Below are 16,774 nucleotides of genomic sequence, written 5' to 3' on the forward strand. Positions count from 1 at the left end.
CACCGCTTATACGGGCTTCAACGGTGAAACCGCCGGAATCCGTGTACCGTGCGGCTTACTTAAACGTGCCTTGCGGGTCGGGCTGCTTGGCCAGCAGGTCGGTGATGAGGGTGAAATCGAGGCTGGGTACGCTCAGGGCCTGGCCCTTGTGCACGGCGTCCCAGGCTTCGGCGTATTTCTCCTGGTAGTAGAGGCCGCGCGCCGCCTGCTGCCAGGCATCGGCGTTGGTGGGCTCGGCGGCGAGCACGCGCTTGAGCAGGTCCAGGCCGGTGGTCAGGTCCTTCTTCTTTTTGGTCTGGCCGTAGCGAATGAGGTAGCTCGCGCCCAGGTCGCCCATGATGTAGTTGCTTTTGGGGTCCAGCGCCAGGCCTTTGCTCAGCAGGTTGATAGCGGCGTCGGGTGCCGATTGGGTGCTGGCCACGATGCCCAGGCCGCGGTAGGCTTCGGCATTCTGGGGGTTGAGCAGCCAGGCCAGGTTGAAACGGTAGGCCGCCGTGTCGGGCTGGTTTTCGCGCAGGTACTCGTAGCCTTTGGTGGTGAAAAACGTGCTGGCCTCGGCCGTAGAAGCAAAGCTGGCCGCAATGGCCTTGAGCTGCTTCTCGCCGATGAGCTGGGTGGCCTGAGCCGGAGTGAGGCCCCCAAACAAGGGCTGCAGGCGGGCGGGCCGGGCGGGAACGGGCGCCGTAGTAGCCAGGCTGCCGTCGGCATTGGCTACCGAAGTGCTGCGCTTGCGTTGGGCCTGGGCGGGCTCAGCAACGAGCAGCCCGAGCAGCAGCAAAGCGGCCAACGACTGCGAAACGGTTTTGAGCGAAGCGGAAATAAGCACGGGTCTGGGATAAATTAAAAATGAAGCCAGGCGCTATAAAACCGCCTGAGCAAGGTTGTTGACAAAGGTAAAGCCAATAGCGGCAAGGATATAGTGGGGCCGGAAGTTGAGCTGGCCGCAAACTGCGGCGGGCGCCCGGGCGTAGGTTGGGCTGCCCGCCAGCTATTGCCGGGCTTTTCCGGTTGTTGACTGTATGCGTCGTTTCTTTTTGTTGATGCCCCTGGCCGTGCTGCTGGCCGCCTTGGTAATGCTGCTGGCCACCGAATACGTGGCTGCCCGCCCCAGCCGCCGCGCCAAAGACCTGGCCTATGTGCCCGCCTCCGCCCCCGATTTCGACCAGGAGCGGCACGTCCTCGACGTGTATTCGCCCAAAAAAGCCGGGCCCCACACGGGCGGCTACCCCGTGGTGCTATTCATCCACGGCGGCAGCTGGACGAGCGGCAGCAAGAACATCTACACCTTCATCGGCCGGCGCCTGGCCAAGCAGGGCGTAGTGGCCGTGGTTATCAACTACCGCCTGGCGCCGGCCGTGCACGTGCCCGAGCAAGCCGCCGACTGCGCCCGCGCCCTGGCCTGGACCGTGCAAAACATCGCCCGCCACGGCGGCGACCCCGCCCGCATCTTCGTGATGGGCCACTCGGCAGGCGGTGGCCTGGCCGCCCTACTGGCCACCGACGATGAGCTACTCGCCCGCCACGGCCTGCCCCAAAACCCCGTGCGCGGCGCCATCATGGACGACCCCGCCGGCCTCGACATGTACAGCTACCTCAAGGAAATGAAGTACGCGGGTGACCAGCAGTACCTCGTGCCCTTTGGCACCGACCCCGCCGTGTGGAAGGCCCAGTCGGCCATTTACAAGATTAAGGCGGGCATGCCGCCGTTCCAGTTTTTCATCGGCGGCGAAACGTACCCGAGCATCAGCGGAAGCTCGGGACGCTTTCGCGACCGGCTCAAGGCCATTGGGCAGCCGGCACCTTACACCGTCATTGCCGGCCGCCACCACATTCCCATGGTGCTACAGCTGTATTGGCAGCACAATATTATTTACCGGGAGCTGCTGAAGATGGTCGGGGCGTAAGGAATGGGGCTTCCTGCGTAGCGGAGCCTCTGCCTGGTGGCACCTCACCCCCGGCCCCTCTCCAAAAGAGAGGGGAGCCTGACGTTAATCAGCAAACAGAAAGGCCCGGCTAACTTGAGCCGGGCCTTTTGCTTTATAATTGAGCTAACCCTTGTGCCGTAGCTCCCCTCTCTTTTGGAGAGGGGCCGGGGGAGGTCCCTGCAGCTCCACTTGGCAAGACGGGCAGTTGTTGTAATAGTTAGCCGCAATGCGTGCATCACCCAAACAGCCCAATTTGCCGGGTGGGTTGCTCAAATTCCAGCAGCCACTTTTTGCGGTGCATGCCGCCGGCGTAGCCCGTCAGGCTGCCATCGGCCCCGATAACACGGTGGCAGGGCCACACAATGGCCAGCGGGTTCTGGCCATTGGCCGCACCCACCGCCCGCACCGATTTGGGGTTGTTCAGCAGCTTAGCTACTTCCAGGTACGAAGCCGTGCGCCCGTACCCAATGCCCAGCAGCGCCGTCCATACCTGCCGCTGGAATTCGGTGCCAACCTCCGGGGCGTACGTGAGGGCAAAGTCGCGCAGGCTCGCGGGCAAAATAGGCTTGCAGCTGGCGGTGACCTTCGCGCAAACAGGTGGGCACAGCATTAAAACTCGTAGCCGCGAGGCCCGCGGGCACATCGAAGCTCACGGCGCTCAGGCCCGCGTCAGAGCCGGTGAGGGACACCAGGCCCAATGGGGAATCGAGATAAGCAGTGGCTGGCATGGCTTAAAAGTAGGGGCTCCCTGCGGAACGGAAGCCCGCGGGTGGCCCCTTTTAGCCCAATATCCGTTGGCTGCTTTTGCGGGGCACGGTAGAAGCCACAGCGGCCGCCACCTGGGCCTGGGCTTCGCGCAGGGCTTCCGCGCTGGGCAGGTGCAGCAGGCGGCCGGGGCCGGGCTGGCCCAGGTCGGCATCCCAGAGGCCAGACTGGTGCCACTGGTCGAGGTGGTCCCAGTCGGGCCGGTCGATGATGGGGTAGAGGCAGGTGCCCCACAGCGGCAGCCCCTCGCTGAGCACGGCGGCGCATTCGCGGCCAATCATGCGCCACCACAGGGGGCGGTCGACGCCCGGGTGGCTGGTTTCGGTGATGGCGAAGGGGCGGCGGTAGCGCTTGTAGGCGTCGCGCAGCAAGGTATGCAGCGGGCGCCAGTTGGGGTCAATGACGGTGTCGTTCCAGCCCAACTGACGGTAGGTGCAGCTGCCACTGGTTGTCGTAGTAGTAGTTGAACCCGACAATGTCGAGCAGTTCGGGGGCGCCGCCGAGCTCGGGGCACATCTGGCCGCAGAGCATGTCGGTGGCCTGAAACTGGTTCAGGTGGGCCGTGCGCACGTCGCGGCGCTGCTGGGGCGTCGCGTTGGGTGGCGGCACAATGTTGATGAGGGCTCGGTGGTCAGAAAGCGGATGCCGGGGTCGGCTTCGCGCAGGGCGTAGCTGCCTTCGATGTAGGCGCGCATCAGTCCGTACTTCACGTCCCAGCCCTGGTGGTGGCAGTAGGGCGAGGTGCCGCGCACCTCGCCGCCGAGCCACGAGATGAAGCTCACCTCGTTGATAGGCGTGACGATGAGCGTGTCGTCGGGCCGCTCGCTGCGGTAGAAATCCACGAAGGCCCGGCACAGCGCGGCAAAGCGGCGGGCAAACATGGGGTGCAGCGGCGTGAGGTCGTCGGGGTAGCCGAAGTGGCACAAGTCCCACACCTGCTGGATGCCGTGACGCTGGCCCGCGGCCAGCATGGTTTTCACCGTGCTGAAGTCGTAGTGGTAGGGCGTTTTCTCGATTTGGGCCCACCGGATGCCCTCGCGCACGGTGCGCACCTGAAACGGGTCGAGGGCGGCGTAATCTTCGTCAATGAGCTGCAAGTGACCGGTCAGGGGCAGGAAATCGACGCGGTTGCCGAAGGCGTTGAGCTGGTCGGTGCATTCGTAGCCGCCCATCCAGAAGGAGCGGAAAGGATTGGAAGCAGAGAAAGCCATAATAGCAAAATAAAGCGCAGCTAATCGGCCTGGGCCGCTGCTGATATACCTGAAACTACAGGTATAAGATAGGGCTAATTTTATACAACTGGTTGATTGTGTCGGCGTTTGGCCAGGGCCTTGGCCTCCACAAAAATGTGCTGGAACTCCGGGTGAGCGGTTTTGATGGCCGTTTGCAGCTCCTCGATGGCGCTTTCTACCTCCACGGCCGAGAGCTCGTCGCGGAAGTCCACGTCGAGGGCCAGCACCACGTCGGTGGGGCCGAGGTACATGGTGAGCGGCGGCCGGAACGTCTCCACGGCCGACTGGCCTTTCACCACCGTCGCCAGGCTGGCCAGGGTGGCGTCATCAACGCCGAGGCCCACAATCAGGCGCTTGGTTTTGCCCACCAGAAAAATGGCTACCAGCATCAGCAGCAAGCCGATGGCAATGGAGGCCCCGCCGTCGAAGTAAGGATTGTCCAGGTAATGGCCCAGGAACACGCCCACCAGTGCAAACACCAGGCCCACGAGCGCGGCCAGGTTTTCGAGCACGGAGGCAAAAACCGCCGGGTCCTTGCTGGTGCGCAGGGTGGTGAAGAAGCTGGTTTTTCCTCGGCGGGCACGGCGTAGAGTGCCTTCACGGCCAGGTAGCAGGCCAGCCCCTCAAACACGATGGACAAGCCCAGGATGACGTAGTTCCAGGTGGGGTCTTCCAGCGGACTGGGGTCCTGCAGGTGCTTCACGCCTTCGTAGAACGACATGCCGCCGCCGATGGCGAAGATGAGCACGGCCACAATCAGGGCCCAGAAGTACAGCTCCTTGCTCCGCCCAAAGGGGTGGCGGGAATTGGCGGGAAGCTGGCTCTGGCGGATGCCGAACAGCAGCAGCACCCCGTTGCCGGTGTCTACCAGCGAGTGAATGCCCTCGGAAAGCATGGCCGACGAGCCGGTGAAATACGCCGCTACAAACTTGCTGACGGCGATGGCCACGTTGGCCACAATGCCCCCGTAGAGGGCGAGTTTAGAAGAATTCGGGGAAGCCATAAGGCAGGATTAGAAAAAATTGGGCTGGTTAATCAGTGGCGGCGCTGCCCACACGCTCTTTTTCGCCAATGGCTTTGGCTTCGACAAAAATGCGCTTAAACTCGGGGTACTTCACGCGGATGGCCTTCTGAACGGCTTTCACGGCGGTTTCTATCTCGTCGGCCGTCAGGTGGTTATCAAATTCCACGTCAAGGGCCAGGATGATATCGGCGGGGCCCATGTACATGGTGAGCGGCGCGCGCATTTGCTGCACACCCGGCTGCTGCCGCACGATGACCTGCAGGTCGTCCAGGGTTTCCTCGTCGACGCCCGTGCCCACCAGTAGCGCCTTAGTCTTGTAAATGAGGAAGATGGCTACCATGACGAGCAGCGTGCCAATGCCGATGGACGCGGCCCCGTCGAGTATGGGGTTATTGAGCAAATGCCCTAAATACACGCCTGCCAGGGCAATGACGAGGCCCAGCAGCGCGGCCAGGTCTTCGAGCAGAATGGCAAACACCGCGGGGTCTTTGCTGCGGCGCAGGGTTTTCCAGAAGCCTTCGTCGCCGCGGTCGGCGTTGAAGGCCTTGAAGGCGAGGAAGCAGGAAATGCTCTCGAACACCAGCGAGAGCCCCAGCACCCAGTAGTTCCAGGTGGGGTCGGAGAGGGGCGCGGGGTTTTTGATGTGCTCGATGCCCTCGTAAAACGACATGCCGCCACCCACTGAGAACACCAGAATGGCCACAATCAGGGCCCAGAAATACAGCTCCTTGCTGCGGCCAAAAGGGTGGCGCGCGTCGGCCGCTTTGCCGCTTTGGTGCACGCCGTACAGAATCAGGACCCCGTTGCCGCTGTCGACCAGGGAGTGAATACCCTCCGAGAGCATGGCCGAGCTCCCGGTATAAAACGCCGCCACAAACTTGCTGATGGCAATGGCGATGTTGGCCCCAATGGCCCCGTAGATGGCGACTTTGGAAGAGGAAGCTGTTGTACTCATGGGTTAGCCTTACGCAGCAGTTGGCGCAGGCGTTGGCGGGGCGCATTGCTTAATGAGGAATGAAGAAGGACGAATGGAGAATTGGTGACTGGGAATTCCTCATTCCTCCTTCTGCTTTCCTCATTTAAAACAGTGGCGGTTACTTTCGTCCCATGTCTCAACCTTCTTTGCAGCGCCGCCTGGGCCTGGTGCAAGCCACGGCGCTAAATATGATTGACATGGTCGGCATTGGGCCGTTCGTGACCTTGCCGCTCGTGATGGGCTTTATGGGGCCCAATTTTCTGCTGGCCTGGCTGGTGGGGGCGGGCCTGGCCCTGGTCGATGGCCTTATCTGGAGCGAGCTGGGCGCCGCGTACCCCGAAGCGGGCGGCTCCTACCGCTTTCTGAAGCTGGCGTACGGCGAGCAGAAGTGGGGCCGGCTGATGTCGTTTCTCTACGTGTGGCAAACGCTGGTGCAGTCGCCGCTGGTGCTGGCCTCGGGCGCCATCGGCTTTGCCCAGTATTTCGGCTACCTCGTGCCCATGACCGAGTGGTGGCAGCCCAAGCTGGTATCGGGCGCGGTGGTGCTGCTGCTCATTGTGCTGCTCTACCGCCGCATCGAAGACATTGGCAAGCTGGGCGTGCTGCTCTGGGTGGGCGTGCTGGGCCTCATGGGCTGGCTGATTTTCGGCGGCCTGACGCACGCCAACCACGAAGTGGCCTGGCTGCCTCAGGGCGGCATGGAAGCGCTGCCGGGAGTGCTGCTTTCGGCCGCCATGGGCCAGGCCGCCATCAAAACCATTTACTCCTACCTGGGCTACTACAACGTGTGCCACCTGGGCGGCGAAATCGTGAACCCGCAGCGCGTGATTCCGCGCAGCATTTTCCTGAGCATCCTGGGCATCATGGCCTTGTACCTGCTGCTGAACTGGAGCGTGGGCACCGTCATTCCCTGGCAGGAAGTGAAAGCCTGGCAGGCCGCAGGCGCCACCAGCGTTGCCGACAAGTCGCAGTTCATTGTGAGCGTGTTTGTGGAGCGGCTCTACGGCGCAGGCGCGGCCCAGGCCGCCACGGCGCTGGTGCTCTTAGTGGCGTTTGCCTCGCTGTTTGCGGTGCTGCTGGGCTACTCACGTATTCCCTACGCCGCCGCGGCCGATGGCGAGTTCCTGCCGATTTTCGCCCGCCTGCACCCCACCAAAAACTTCCCCCACGTGTCGCTGCTCATTCTGGGCGGTATCGGCTTTGTGTTCAGCCTGCTGTTCCGGCTGGGAGAGGTCATCACGGCCATCCTGGCCATGCGCATCCTGGTGCAGTTCGTGGGCCAGGCCGTGGGGCTGATGCTGCTCCGGCGTCGGCGCGGCACGGCGACGCTGCCGTTCAAAATGCCGCTGTATCCGCTGCCCGTGCTTATTGCCATTGCCGTGTGGCTACTGGTGTTCTGGAGCACCGGCCCGCAGTTTATGCTCTCGGGCCTCACCGTAATTGTGCTGGGCGTGGGCGTGTTCCTGATTTGGAGCCGGCGGCTGAAACGGTGGCCGTTTGAGCAAAAACAGCAAGCTGAATAGAAACATGGCCATGCGCTTGCTACTGTTTGTTGGGCTGTTTCTGCTGGGTACTTCAGGCTTTGCCCAACCCGGAAAGCCGCTCCCGCCCGGCTATCTGCAGTGGAGCGCCACGCGCCGTTTGCAGGCCCGAGACTTCCAGCTGCGAATGCGCCCACAAAACAACCTAAACCAAAGCGTGGCGAATCTGGGCCTGCAGCTGAATGGGAATGCCTACGACCTGTTAGGTAAAAACGGCAACCGCGTCGTGCAAAACCTGTTCAGTGGCTCGGGCTCCTATCTGGATTCAGCCGACCAATCGGGCCTGGAATTACACCTCCGGTACATGCAAACCCTGTGGGATATCAATGAGGTGGCCGCTCGGCGCCTACGCCAGGAGCTGAGGGCCGGTGCGAAACGCATCATTCTCATTGGTAAGCCAGACATTGATGAGGTGTTCAGAACTGCCTTCGAGGCTGCCAATAAACGGCAGTTCCAGTATGCCGATGAAACCAAATACGGGCTGTTTCTGGACAAGCAAGCAGCCTGGGAAGCTCAGCTCCGCCAGGAGCTACTGGAGCTGGCTGCCTATGCAGTGCCCGATTAGCTCAACCGCTTCTCGTAGCAGAAGAACCGCAGCCCCGGCCGAAACCCCAGCGTGATTTCACCGGCAAAGCGGTAGCCTAACTTCGGGAACAGCCGTTGTGTAGCCGCATTCTCCGAGTTGGTGTCTACGCGCAAAGTGTGTAGGCCCTGCGCCACAGCCTGTTTCTCGGCTTGCTCCATCAAAGCCAGTGCCACGCCTTTCCCTTGGGCTGCCGGGTCTACGGCGAGGCGGTGCGTCACCAGCGCCAGCTCGGTCACGTCCCAGTCGGCCTGGGCGTATTCCTCGTCCTGGTCCATGGTAAGGGCGGCCACTCCGACGACAGCGCCGTCGAGCCTCGGCCACCCAAAGGTGACCGCGCTCGACGTCGGCGGTGAATACAGCTTCATTCGGGTAGTCAGCCGACCACTGGAAGTTGCCGCTGGCGTTCATCAGCGGCACCACGCGCCGGATGAGGGCGAGCACGGCTGGCACATCGGCCAGGGTAGCGCGGCGAATCGAAGGGCTGTGTGTGGACATTACCTGTTTGGCCTCTTGTGTGATTACGAAAACAGCGCCAGGAAATTAGCCGTGTTTGACTGCACTGAGTAGCGCTGCTCAATTGTGTGCCGGGCCGCTTGGCCTAGCTGCTGCCGTAGGGCAGGGTCTGCCAGTAGCTGGCGCAGGCCGGCTTCCCATTCCGTCGCCGTGGCGCAGATAAAGCCATTGCGTCCGTGTTCCACTACTTCTGTGTTCATCCCCACCGGCGACACGAGCGGCGGTACGCCCAGAGCCATGTATTGTAAGGCCTTAAAGGCGCATTTGCCCTTCGCCCACACATCATCTTCCAGCGGCATCAGCCCAACATGAAAAGCCAGCAAATCGGCAATTTCTGTGGCCTTGTTCCACGGCACATACACTAGTGAGCGCAGCGGCAATTCGGGGGCTGGTTGGAAATCACCCGGAATTCAAAATCCAGTCCCTCCGCTTCGAGGCGGGCCAGCACGGGCACGATTTGCTCCAGGTATTTCAGGGTCGAGTGCGTGCCCGTCCAGCCAATGACCAAGCGGCCGGGGCGGGCCTGGTCGCGTACCTGGTTGTGCAGGTGCACTGTGTCGATGGTGGTGGGGTTCACCACGGTATTCGGGTTGAACTGCCGGGCATAAGCTGCCAGGTAGCTGTTGCCGCAGCTGTTTTTGTAGGCCCAGCTACAAACGCTGGCCACCTTGTGGTGCCACTTCACCCCAGCCGCAATCTTGTTGTTTTCCGAGGTGTTGGGCAGCCAGATGGCATCGTCGAAATCGTAGATTATTTTCTTGCGCAGCACCTTGGCAAGGAGCCACTCAAACACGGGTGGCCCCACTGGGGCCGCTTCGCGATGCACAAATACAAAGTCGAACGCCGACACCCGTGCCAGCAGCGCCGTGCGCCGCAGCATTCCACCCAAAATGCCTAGCGCCTTGCTCAGGCTATGCCCCGGCTTGTAGAGAATGGCCCAGGTTTCTTCGGACAGAAAAGCCTCCTCTTGATACTTATGCCCATTGGCGGTTAGCGCGGGTAGATACTGCTCAAAGCGAAACCGTTGGGAGGGAGCCCGGCCGGCCGGGTAAGGGGTAATAAATAAAATGCGCACAAGAATAAAATAGCAGCGAGGCCGAAGCAATTCGCGGCACCATTAAAGGCAGCCGACTCCAAAGCGCAAAGATAGACGCTGCCGTACCGCCTAGCTTGGTACGGCAGCGTCTACCAACCAGCCAGCCGCGGCGCAGCACGGCAGCCGCTTCCTTGGCGAAGTAGGTCAGAATGGCGTCAGCGCCGGCGCGCTTGATGCTGGTCAGGACTTCCATCATGGTCTTCTCGCCGTCGAGCCAGCCGTTTTGGGCGGCGGCTTTCACCATGGCGTACTCGCCGCTCACGTTGTAGGCCGTCACGGGCAGGTGGGTGTTCTCCTTCACGGCATGAATCACGTCTAGGTAGCTCAACGCGGGCTTTATCATCACCATATCGGCGCCTTCGGCTTCATCCAGGGCCAGCTCGCGCAGGGCCTCGCGCTTGTTGGCGGGGTTCATCTGGTAGCTTTTCTTGTCGCCTTTCTTGGGGGCCGAGTCCAGGGCGTCCCGGAACGGGCCGTAGAAGGCCGAGGCGTATTTGGCCGTGTAGCTCATGATGCTCACGTGCTGGAAGGCGTTCTCATCGAGCACCCGCCGAATCCAGGCCACGCGGCCGTCCATCATGTCGCTGGGGCCGATGATGTCGGCGCCGGCGCGGGCCTGAGCCAGGGCCATCTGGCCGAGTACTTCCAGGGTGGCGTCGTTCAGGATTTCACCGGAGTCAGCGTCGACTACGCCGTCGTGGCCGTCGCTGCTGTAGGGGTCCATGGCCACGTCCGTCATCAGCACCACGTCGGGGAACTGCCGCTTGATGTCGGCCACGGTTTTCAGGTACAGGCCTTCCGGATTGGCCGATTCCTTGGCCAGCCGGTCTTTCAGCGAGTCGCTGATGCTGGGGAACGGGGCGAAGGTTTTAATGCCCAGCTCCACGCACTGGCCTACTTCGTCGATGATTTTATCGGCGGAATAACGGTAGATGCCGGGCATGGACTTTACCTCCAGCGCCTGATTCTGGCCTTCAATCAGGAACAGCGGAAAAATAAAATCGTGGGTGGTGAGGCGGGTTTCCTGCACCATGTCACGGATAACTTCGGATTTGCGGTTGCGGCGGGGGCGGTGGGTGGGAAGCATTCTCTACTTAAAAACAGGGTGGATAGTGATGAACACTTTAGCTCAACAAATAAAACTGAGCAAAGGTCGCGACTAACTCAGATATGGGGTTGCTCAACTGTTGGCCAGCTTTTCGGCGGCCAGCCAGCCCGTGCCGGCACTCAGGGCCACGCCCATGCCGTTGCAGCGCACGGCGGCCAGCACGCCCGGTTGCACCCAGTCGATGATGGGCGCCAGGGCCGGACCAAAGCCCATTACGCCGCTCCAGCGGTAGTCGATGCGGGGCCGCTGGCCCGGTACTATGACATCGTGCAGCAGGTTTTCCAGGTACCGCTGCACTGGCCCGGTGAGGCCCGGGGCCGTCGTGGTTTCGGCCGCAAAATCGAGGTTGCGGCCGCCGCCCAGCAGCAGGCGGTGGTCAGGCAGCTGGCGAAAATAAGCGTAGCCGTGGTCGTAGTGAAAGGTGCCTGGCAGTGTCAGCTCCGGCAGTGGCTCGGTTACCAGCACCTGGCCGCGGCCGGGTACCACGGCCAAGTCGGGCAGCAACTCGGCGGCAAAGGCGTTGGTGGCCACGACTACCTGCCCGGCTTTGATGACCACTCCGTTGGCCAGGCGCACCTGCCGGGTGCCCAGGGTTTCGATGGCCTCCACCGCACAGTTGGTGAGCACAGGCACGTCGGCGGCCCAGGTGCGGGCCAGCAGGGCGCGCATCATACGCCCGGTGTCGAGGCTGCCTTCGGACTCGTTCTTGAGAAGCGTCTCCACGCCCCCAAAATTGAGGCGCCCAGCCTCGTCGCTGGCATCGCGGAAGGTGCGGGCGTGGCCGATTATGGGCGCCAGTAAGTCGTTGAAATAGCCGATTTTCTGGCGGCATTCCGTGGCCAGCGCGGCTTCTTCGTGGCGAAACAGCTCGTAGCCGCCCACGGGCTGGTAGTCCAGCTCGGCATCGCCCACCAGTGCGCGCAAGCGGGCCAGGCCTTCCCACCGTGCGGCCACCACGGCTTCAAGGTCGCCGCGCTTTTCCTGCTCAATTAACTCGGAAATTGAGCCAAAGCAGGCAAACCCCGCATTCTTGGTGGAGGCACCGCTGGGCAAAGAGCCGCGTTCCAGCACCACCACCCGCCAGTTGGGCCGGCGCTGCTTCAGGTACAACGCAGTGGTGAGGCCCACCAGTCCCGCGCCGATAATGGCCACGTCGGCCGGCCCGAAGAAGGACTGGTGTTCCCAGTACGATAGCGCAAAGTCCCGCAAAGTTTTAAACGTAAAGTTTCGCCAGGGCGAATTTCAAGACCAACAAACTTCGCGAAACTTTACGTTTAAAACCTTGCGGGACTTTGCGCTTAGAAGGCCATAATCACGTCTTCAATAACGTCGCAGGCTTCGTGCAGCTGCTGCTCGGTAATCACCAGGGGCGGGGCAAAGCGGATGATGTCGCCGTGCGTGGGCTTGGCCAGCAGGCCGCGCTCCATCAGGGTTACGCACACGTCCCAGGCGGTGCGGCCGTCGGCGTGGGGCCGAATGACCACTGCGTTGAGCAGGCCTTTGCCGCGCACCAGGCTCCACTACTTCGGGGCGCTTGGCTTGCACCGCACGCATCCGCTCGCGGAATATATTGCCTAGTCGGAAGGAGTTATCAATGAGCTTTTCGTCGTGGAGCACATCCAGGGCGGCGCGCATCACGGCGCAGGCCAGCGGGTTGCCGCCGAAGGTGGAGCCGTGCTGCCCGGGCTGAATGGTGAGCATAATCTGGTCGTTGGCCAGCACGGCCGACACCGGCAGCACCCCGCCGCTCAGGGCCTTGCCCAGCACCAGGATGTCGGAGTGCACATCCTCATAGTCGCAGGCCAGGCGGCGCCCGGTGCGGCCCAGGCCGGTCTGGATTTCATCGGCGATGAACAGCACGTTGTGCTCGCGGCACAGCGCATAGGCTTTCTGCAGATAGCCTTCCGAGGGCACCATTACGCCGGCTTCGCCCTGAATGGGCTCCACCAGAAAGCCGCACACGTGCGGGTCCTTCAGGGCTTCTTCCAGGTCGGCGAGGTCGTCGTAGGCCACTACTTCGTAGCCGGGCATGTAGGGCCCGAAGCCGCCGGTGCTGTCGGGGTCGGTGCTAAAGGAGATGATGCCGGTGGTGCGGCCGTGGAAGTTGTGCTCGGCCACGAGGATGCGGGCCATGTTCGGCGCGATGCCTTTCTCCTGGTAGCCCCACTTGCGGGCCAGCTTCAGGGCGGTTTCCACGGCTTCGGCGCCGGAGTTCATCAGCAGGGCCTTGTCGTAGCCAAACAGCTCGCACAGCTGCTTTTCGGCCGCGCCCAGCTGGTCGTTGAAGAAGGCCCGCGACGTGAGCGTGAGCTGCTGGGCCTGCTTTGTGAGTGCCCCGATGATGCGCGGATGGCAATGCCCCTGGTTTACGGCCGAGTAGGCTGATAGAAAATCGAAGTAGTGCTTGCCGTCCACGTCCCAGAGGTGTACGCCTTCGCCGCGATTCAGCACCACGGGCAGGGGGTGGTAGTTGTGGGCGCCGTACTGGTCTTCGAGCTGCATGAGCTGCTCGGCGCGGCTGGCGGTGGCAGTGGGGGAGGAGGTTTGCATAAGGCGGGTGGGAGGTTTAAGTGAGCGCACGAAAATACGTTGTTCCGGCCTGCAGAGTCGAAACCATAGGGTAGAGCAGGGACATACGCGAAGGCCGGCGCAAGGTATCGGGCCGCCAGCCCAAATGGTATCCTTTCCTGTGCTGGGCGGCTGGTGCCTGGCTCAGAAAGTTGCCCAGGCAAGCGTTTGTACCTTTGCGGCGCCCATGCCTGCCCCTGTTCCCCAGCCGCTTCAGCCCGGCGATTTCTACTACACGCCCGAGGGCTACCTCGTCTTCACCGAGCAGTACCACCGGCGCCGGGGCAGCTGTTGCCAGAGTGGTTGCCGCCATTGTCCCTGGAAATTTCCGGCGAAAGCAGGCTCCCAGGGCGCATCCGGGCAGAAATAACGGTGGGGTGCTTGGTGAATGCCAGACTTTTGCCGATATTTGCGGCCCGTTTCCCTGCATTGTAATTTTTAACCCTCCGATATTATGGCCCGTGTTTGTGATTTGACCGGCAAGCGTACCCGCGTTGGTAACAACGTTTCGCACGCTAACAACAAGACCAAGCGCAAGTTCTATCCGAACCTGCAGAAAAAGCGCTTCTACATCCCCGAGCAGGATGCCTGGGTAACCTTGAAAGTAGCTACGTCCACCATCCGCACCATCAACAAGAACGGCATCATGGCCACCTTGAAGAAGGCCAAGGAGCAGGGCTTCATCGTTTACTAGATTTCAGTACCGAGTAGGCCATCGGGAGTAGTTGAGCAGAAGTCCTTTCTGCTGGCTCCGCCCGGGTTGCTTGTTAAAGCCAGCGCCGATACGCTTGCCCTCGAGGCAACTGTATCGGCGCTGGCTTTGTCTGTTTGCGGTATCTTGTGCCGTCGCTTTCGTTTGCTTTTAACCTCTGTATTACATGCCGTTTCTTTCCCGCGCTCGCCGGTCTTCGTTCTCATCTGGGCAGCGCCCGGCTCAACTGATGCTGGGAAGCTGGCTGGCGCTGGCGGGATTCGCGGCTGCGGCCCAACAACCAACTTCTATCCCTGAGCCGCTGTCGGCCGCTACGGCTCCCGCCCGGCCCACCGACTTCCTCTCGCCGGCATTCCACAAGCAGCGCCGCGAGCTGCTGCGGGCCCAATTGCCGCCGCATGGCGTGGGGGTGGTGTTTGCCGCGCCGGTTCGCAACCGGGCCAATGACGTGAACTACGTCTACCATCAAAACCCCGATTTTTATTACCTCACCGGCTACGAGGAGCCCGATGCCGTGCTGCTCCTGTTCAAGGAGCCGCGCACCGTGGGCGGGCAGCTAGGCGTTACCGAGGCCTTGTTTACCCAGCCCCGCGACCCCGCCCGCGAGCAGTGGACCGGCCGCCGCCTGGGCGCTGCCGGTGCCAAAGGCCAGGGCCTGCAGTTCGCGGCCGACAACAAAACGTTTGTCACTGCCGGGATTTCCTGGGCCGATTTTGATAAGATTCTCTTCACGGAACTGCCCGCCGATGCCCGCGACGACCCCCAGGCTCCGGCTGACCTGGCCAGCCTGATAGCCACGTTCCGGAAGCAAATCGGCCTGCCCGCCGACTACAACCCCAACCGCACCATAGCCGACCGGATACTCAGGCGTTTCAGCAACAGCAATTCTGCCGAGGCCAAGGCCTACCTGACCAAGCTGGTGCAGGAGCGGCCCGCCATGGCCACCGAGCCCTCGATACAGGCGTATCTGGCCGCTACTACGGACGCTGCCCGTCAGCGCGCAATCAATCCCAATGCCGGCTCCCGCTACGACGGCGCGTCCCTCAACGAGCACCTCGACGAGCTCCGGGCCGTGAAAACCGCCGAAGAGCTGGCCTTGCTGCGCCGGGCCGTCCGCATCAGCGCCCAGGGCCAGCGCGAGGTGATGAAGCTGCTGCGCCCCGACATGGGCGAGATGGAAGTGCAGGGCCTGCACGAATACGTGTACCGCCGCTACGGCTCAGAGTTTCAGGGCTACCCCAGCATCGTTGGCGGCGGGGCCAACGGCTGCATTCTGCACTACGAAACCAACGACCGCCAGCGCCTCGACAACGACCTCGTGCTGATGGACTGCGGCGCCGAATACCACGGCTACTCGGCCGACGTCACGCGCACGGCGCCGCCCAGCGGCACGTTCAGCTCAACCCAGTGCCAGATTTACGAGTTGGTGCTCGCGGCTCAGGAAGCCGGCTTTGCCGCCTGCCGCCCCGGGGTCAGCTTCGACGCTCCCAACCAAGCGACCCAGGAAGTGGTGGCCAATGGCTTGCTCAAGCTCGGCATCATCAAAAAGAAGGAAGAATTCCGCAAGTACTATCCCCACGGCGCCAGCCACTACCTCGGCCTCGACGTGCACGACCGGGGCAGCTACGGCGCGCTGCGGGCCGGCAACGTTATCACCGTTGAGCCAGGCATCTACATTCCGGCCGGCTCGCCCTGCGACCCCAAGTGGTGGAACATCGGCGTGCGCATCGAAGACGACGTGCTGATTACGGCCACCGGCTACGAGAACTTATCGGCCGAAGCCCCGCGCACCGTGGCCGATATTGAGAAGCTGATGGCCGAGCCCAGCGCGCTGGAAGCCTGGAAACTGCCGGCACTGAAGTAGCAAGCGTAGTGCGTTCAGGTGTCCAAAACAGGGTCATGCAGAGCGCAGCGAAGCATCTTTACCGCAGTACCAACCAAATCGCCTGTCATGCTGATTAAGGAAACATCTTCTCAGGTCAGCACGAGTCGTTGAGCCATGAGAAGATGCTTCGCAGGCGGACGCTAGATGAGCATGACAAGAGGAGCGTGCGAGATGCTTGGCTACCCCGACCTGGGGTTCGACAAGCGGACGCCAGATGAGCATGACGGTCGCTTTCATCAGGTTTAACCGTTGAAAACGTGCTTCTGCTTCGCCAACTGAAAGTTGACGTTACTTTTCCTTGGTCGTTTCCAAAAAGCCCCGTACCTTTGCAGTCCTAAATTTAAAACACACCCCCGTCGAGATGGCCAAGAAAGGAAACCGGGTGCAGGTTATCATGGAATGCACCGAGCATAAAAACTCGGGGATGCCGGGCACCTCGCGCTACATCACCACCAAGAACCGCAAGAACACCCCTGAGCGCATCGAGTTGAAGAAATTCAACCCCATCCTCAAGAAAATGACTGTTCACAAGGAAATTAAATAACCTGAGCAATGGCTAAGAAAGTAGTAGCAACTCTGAAAACCACAGAGAACGCCAAGAACTGGGCTAAAGTGATTCGGGCCGTGAAATCGGAAAAGACCGGCGCTTACACCTTCCGCGAGGAAATGGTTCTCCTCGACAAAGTACAGGAGTACTTGGCCACCGGCAACAAGTAAGCCCCTGGCTTCGGCTTTGTAAAAGTTTAAAAAGTCCCACCTTCGTGGGACTTTTTGCGTGTAAGCCACCTGTCATGCTGACGAAGGAAGCATCTTATCACGGCCGCTTTCGTCAGCGCCACTTAT

20 protein-coding genes and 2 pseudogenes are annotated in these 16,774 nt (G+C 61.6%); 8 read left to right on the forward strand and 14 right to left on the reverse strand.

Annotated elements, in window-relative coordinates; all coding sequences use genetic code 11:
• Positions 1 to 55: 55 nt before the first annotated feature.
• On the reverse strand, positions 56 to 826 hold the full coding sequence (locus tag ACFQT0_RS07875; RefSeq protein WP_380201789.1) for a tetratricopeptide repeat protein: 771 nt from the start codon (positions 824 to 826) through the stop codon (positions 56 to 58).
• 193 nt (positions 827 to 1,019) lie between these two features.
• Between ACFQT0_RS07875 and ACFQT0_RS07880 the strand changes: the two genes are divergently transcribed.
• On the forward strand, positions 1,020 to 1,904 hold the full coding sequence (locus tag ACFQT0_RS07880) for an alpha/beta hydrolase (protein ID WP_380201791.1): 885 nt from the start codon (positions 1,020 to 1,022) through the stop codon (positions 1,902 to 1,904).
• A gap of 256 nt (positions 1,905 to 2,160) precedes the next feature.
• On the opposite strand, the gene ACFQT0_RS07885 is transcribed toward ACFQT0_RS07880, so the two are convergent.
• The 7 genes from ACFQT0_RS07885 to ACFQT0_RS07915 all read right to left on the reverse strand — a co-directional run bounded on the left by ACFQT0_RS07885 (position 2,161) and on the right by ACFQT0_RS07915 (position 5,901).
• Positions 2,161 to 2,484, reverse strand: a complete 324-nt coding sequence (locus ACFQT0_RS07885) for a methylated-DNA--[protein]-cysteine S-methyltransferase (protein ID WP_380201793.1) — start codon at positions 2,482 to 2,484, stop codon at positions 2,161 to 2,163.
• A gap of 220 nt (positions 2,485 to 2,704) precedes the next feature.
• Positions 2,705 to 3,112: a hypothetical protein gene (locus ACFQT0_RS07890; protein WP_380201795.1), complete on the reverse strand. Its 408-nt coding sequence runs from the start codon at positions 3,110 to 3,112 to the stop codon at positions 2,705 to 2,707.
• Positions 3,087 to 3,299, reverse strand: coding sequence for a hypothetical protein (locus ACFQT0_RS07895; RefSeq protein WP_380201797.1), 213 nt, complete (start codon positions 3,297 to 3,299; stop codon positions 3,087 to 3,089). Before ACFQT0_RS07895 ends, ACFQT0_RS07890 begins: the two co-directional genes overlap by 26 nt.
• Positions 3,242 to 3,901, reverse strand: a complete 660-nt coding sequence (locus tag ACFQT0_RS07900; protein ID WP_380201799.1) for a hypothetical protein — start codon at positions 3,899 to 3,901, stop codon at positions 3,242 to 3,244. The genes ACFQT0_RS07895 and ACFQT0_RS07900 overlap by 58 nt, the downstream gene beginning before the upstream one ends.
• Positions 3,902 to 3,981: 80 nt before the next feature.
• The gene (locus tag ACFQT0_RS07905; RefSeq protein ID WP_380201801.1) at positions 3,982 to 4,410 is read right to left on the reverse strand and encodes a hypothetical protein; all 429 of its coding nucleotides are present in this window, start codon (positions 4,408 to 4,410) and stop codon (positions 3,982 to 3,984) included.
• Positions 4,311 to 4,925 (reverse strand): cation diffusion facilitator family transporter, encoded by a 615-nt coding sequence (locus ACFQT0_RS07910; protein WP_380201803.1) that lies wholly within the window; start codon positions 4,923 to 4,925, stop codon positions 4,311 to 4,313. The genes ACFQT0_RS07905 and ACFQT0_RS07910 overlap by 100 nt, the downstream gene beginning before the upstream one ends.
• Before the next feature lie 28 nt (positions 4,926 to 4,953).
• Positions 4,954 to 5,901: a cation diffusion facilitator family transporter gene (locus ACFQT0_RS07915; protein WP_380201805.1), complete on the reverse strand. Its 948-nt coding sequence runs from the start codon at positions 5,899 to 5,901 to the stop codon at positions 4,954 to 4,956.
• 152 nt (positions 5,902 to 6,053) lie between these two features.
• Here ACFQT0_RS07915 and ACFQT0_RS07920 point away from each other — a divergent pair, with 152 nt between their 5' ends.
• Both ACFQT0_RS07920 and ACFQT0_RS07925 read left to right on the forward strand, forming a co-directional pair.
• On the forward strand, positions 6,054 to 7,445 hold the full coding sequence (locus ACFQT0_RS07920) for an APC family permease (protein WP_380201807.1): 1,392 nt from the start codon (positions 6,054 to 6,056) through the stop codon (positions 7,443 to 7,445).
• A gap of 4 nt (positions 7,446 to 7,449) precedes the next feature.
• Complete coding sequence (locus ACFQT0_RS07925; protein WP_380201809.1) at positions 7,450 to 8,028, forward strand: hypothetical protein; 579 nt, start codon at positions 7,450 to 7,452, stop codon at positions 8,026 to 8,028.
• Here the strand turns inward: ACFQT0_RS07925 and ACFQT0_RS07930 are convergent.
• From ACFQT0_RS07930 to rocD, 6 genes and pseudogenes are all read right to left on the reverse strand, one after another.
• Positions 8,025 to 8,414: a GNAT family N-acetyltransferase gene (locus ACFQT0_RS07930; protein ID WP_380201811.1), complete on the reverse strand. Its 390-nt coding sequence runs from the start codon at positions 8,412 to 8,414 to the stop codon at positions 8,025 to 8,027. The two genes, ACFQT0_RS07925 and ACFQT0_RS07930, sit on opposite strands and share 4 nt — an antisense overlap.
• 153 nt (positions 8,415 to 8,567) lie before the next feature.
• Positions 8,568 to 8,942 (reverse strand): glycosyltransferase, encoded by a 375-nt coding sequence (locus tag ACFQT0_RS07935; protein ID WP_380201813.1) that lies wholly within the window; start codon positions 8,940 to 8,942, stop codon positions 8,568 to 8,570.
• Positions 8,924 to 9,637 (reverse strand): hypothetical protein, encoded by a 714-nt coding sequence (locus tag ACFQT0_RS07940; RefSeq protein WP_380201815.1) that lies wholly within the window; start codon positions 9,635 to 9,637, stop codon positions 8,924 to 8,926. Before ACFQT0_RS07940 ends, ACFQT0_RS07935 begins: the two co-directional genes overlap by 19 nt.
• A gap of 133 nt (positions 9,638 to 9,770) precedes the next feature.
• Positions 9,771 to 10,745 (reverse strand): annotated as a pseudogene (hemB, locus tag ACFQT0_RS07945) (porphobilinogen synthase); the annotation flags it as partial.
• A gap of 93 nt (positions 10,746 to 10,838) precedes the next feature.
• Positions 10,839 to 11,975, reverse strand: a complete 1,137-nt coding sequence (locus ACFQT0_RS07950; protein ID WP_380201817.1) for an NAD(P)/FAD-dependent oxidoreductase — start codon at positions 11,973 to 11,975, stop codon at positions 10,839 to 10,841.
• 89 nt (positions 11,976 to 12,064) lie between these two features.
• Positions 12,065 to 13,316, reverse strand: a pseudogene (gene rocD, locus ACFQT0_RS07955) (ornithine--oxo-acid transaminase).
• A 205-nt stretch (positions 13,317 to 13,521) separates the two neighbouring features.
• Here rocD and ACFQT0_RS07960 point away from each other — a divergent pair.
• From ACFQT0_RS07960 to ACFQT0_RS07980, 5 genes are all read left to right on the forward strand, one after another.
• Entirely contained in the window at positions 13,522 to 13,704 is a 183-nt protein-coding gene (locus ACFQT0_RS07960; RefSeq protein WP_380201819.1) for a DUF5522 domain-containing protein, read from the forward strand.
• An 84-nt stretch (positions 13,705 to 13,788) separates the two neighbouring features.
• The gene (gene rpmB / locus ACFQT0_RS07965) at positions 13,789 to 14,028 is read left to right on the forward strand and encodes a 50S ribosomal protein L28 (RefSeq protein ID WP_305009768.1); all 240 of its coding nucleotides are present in this window, start codon (positions 13,789 to 13,791) and stop codon (positions 14,026 to 14,028) included.
• 184 nt (positions 14,029 to 14,212) lie between these two features.
• Positions 14,213 to 15,910 carry an aminopeptidase P family protein gene (locus tag ACFQT0_RS07970; RefSeq protein ID WP_380201821.1) on the forward strand — a complete coding sequence of 566 codons (1,698 nt, stop codon included), beginning with the start codon at positions 14,213 to 14,215 and terminating at the stop codon, positions 15,908 to 15,910.
• A 382-nt stretch (positions 15,911 to 16,292) separates the two neighbouring features.
• Positions 16,293 to 16,475 (forward strand): 50S ribosomal protein L33, encoded by a 183-nt coding sequence (rpmG, locus tag ACFQT0_RS07975; RefSeq protein ID WP_046245291.1) that lies wholly within the window; start codon positions 16,293 to 16,295, stop codon positions 16,473 to 16,475.
• Positions 16,476 to 16,483: 8 nt separating this feature from the next.
• Positions 16,484 to 16,648, forward strand: a complete 165-nt coding sequence (locus tag ACFQT0_RS07980; RefSeq protein ID WP_083322258.1) for a DUF4295 domain-containing protein — start codon at positions 16,484 to 16,486, stop codon at positions 16,646 to 16,648.
• The last annotated feature ends 126 nt before the right edge of the window (positions 16,649 to 16,774 follow it).

It is taken from the genome of Hymenobacter humi (assembly GCF_042665855.1).
GTDB lineage: Bacteria > Bacteroidota > Bacteroidia > Cytophagales > Hymenobacteraceae > Hymenobacter > Hymenobacter humi.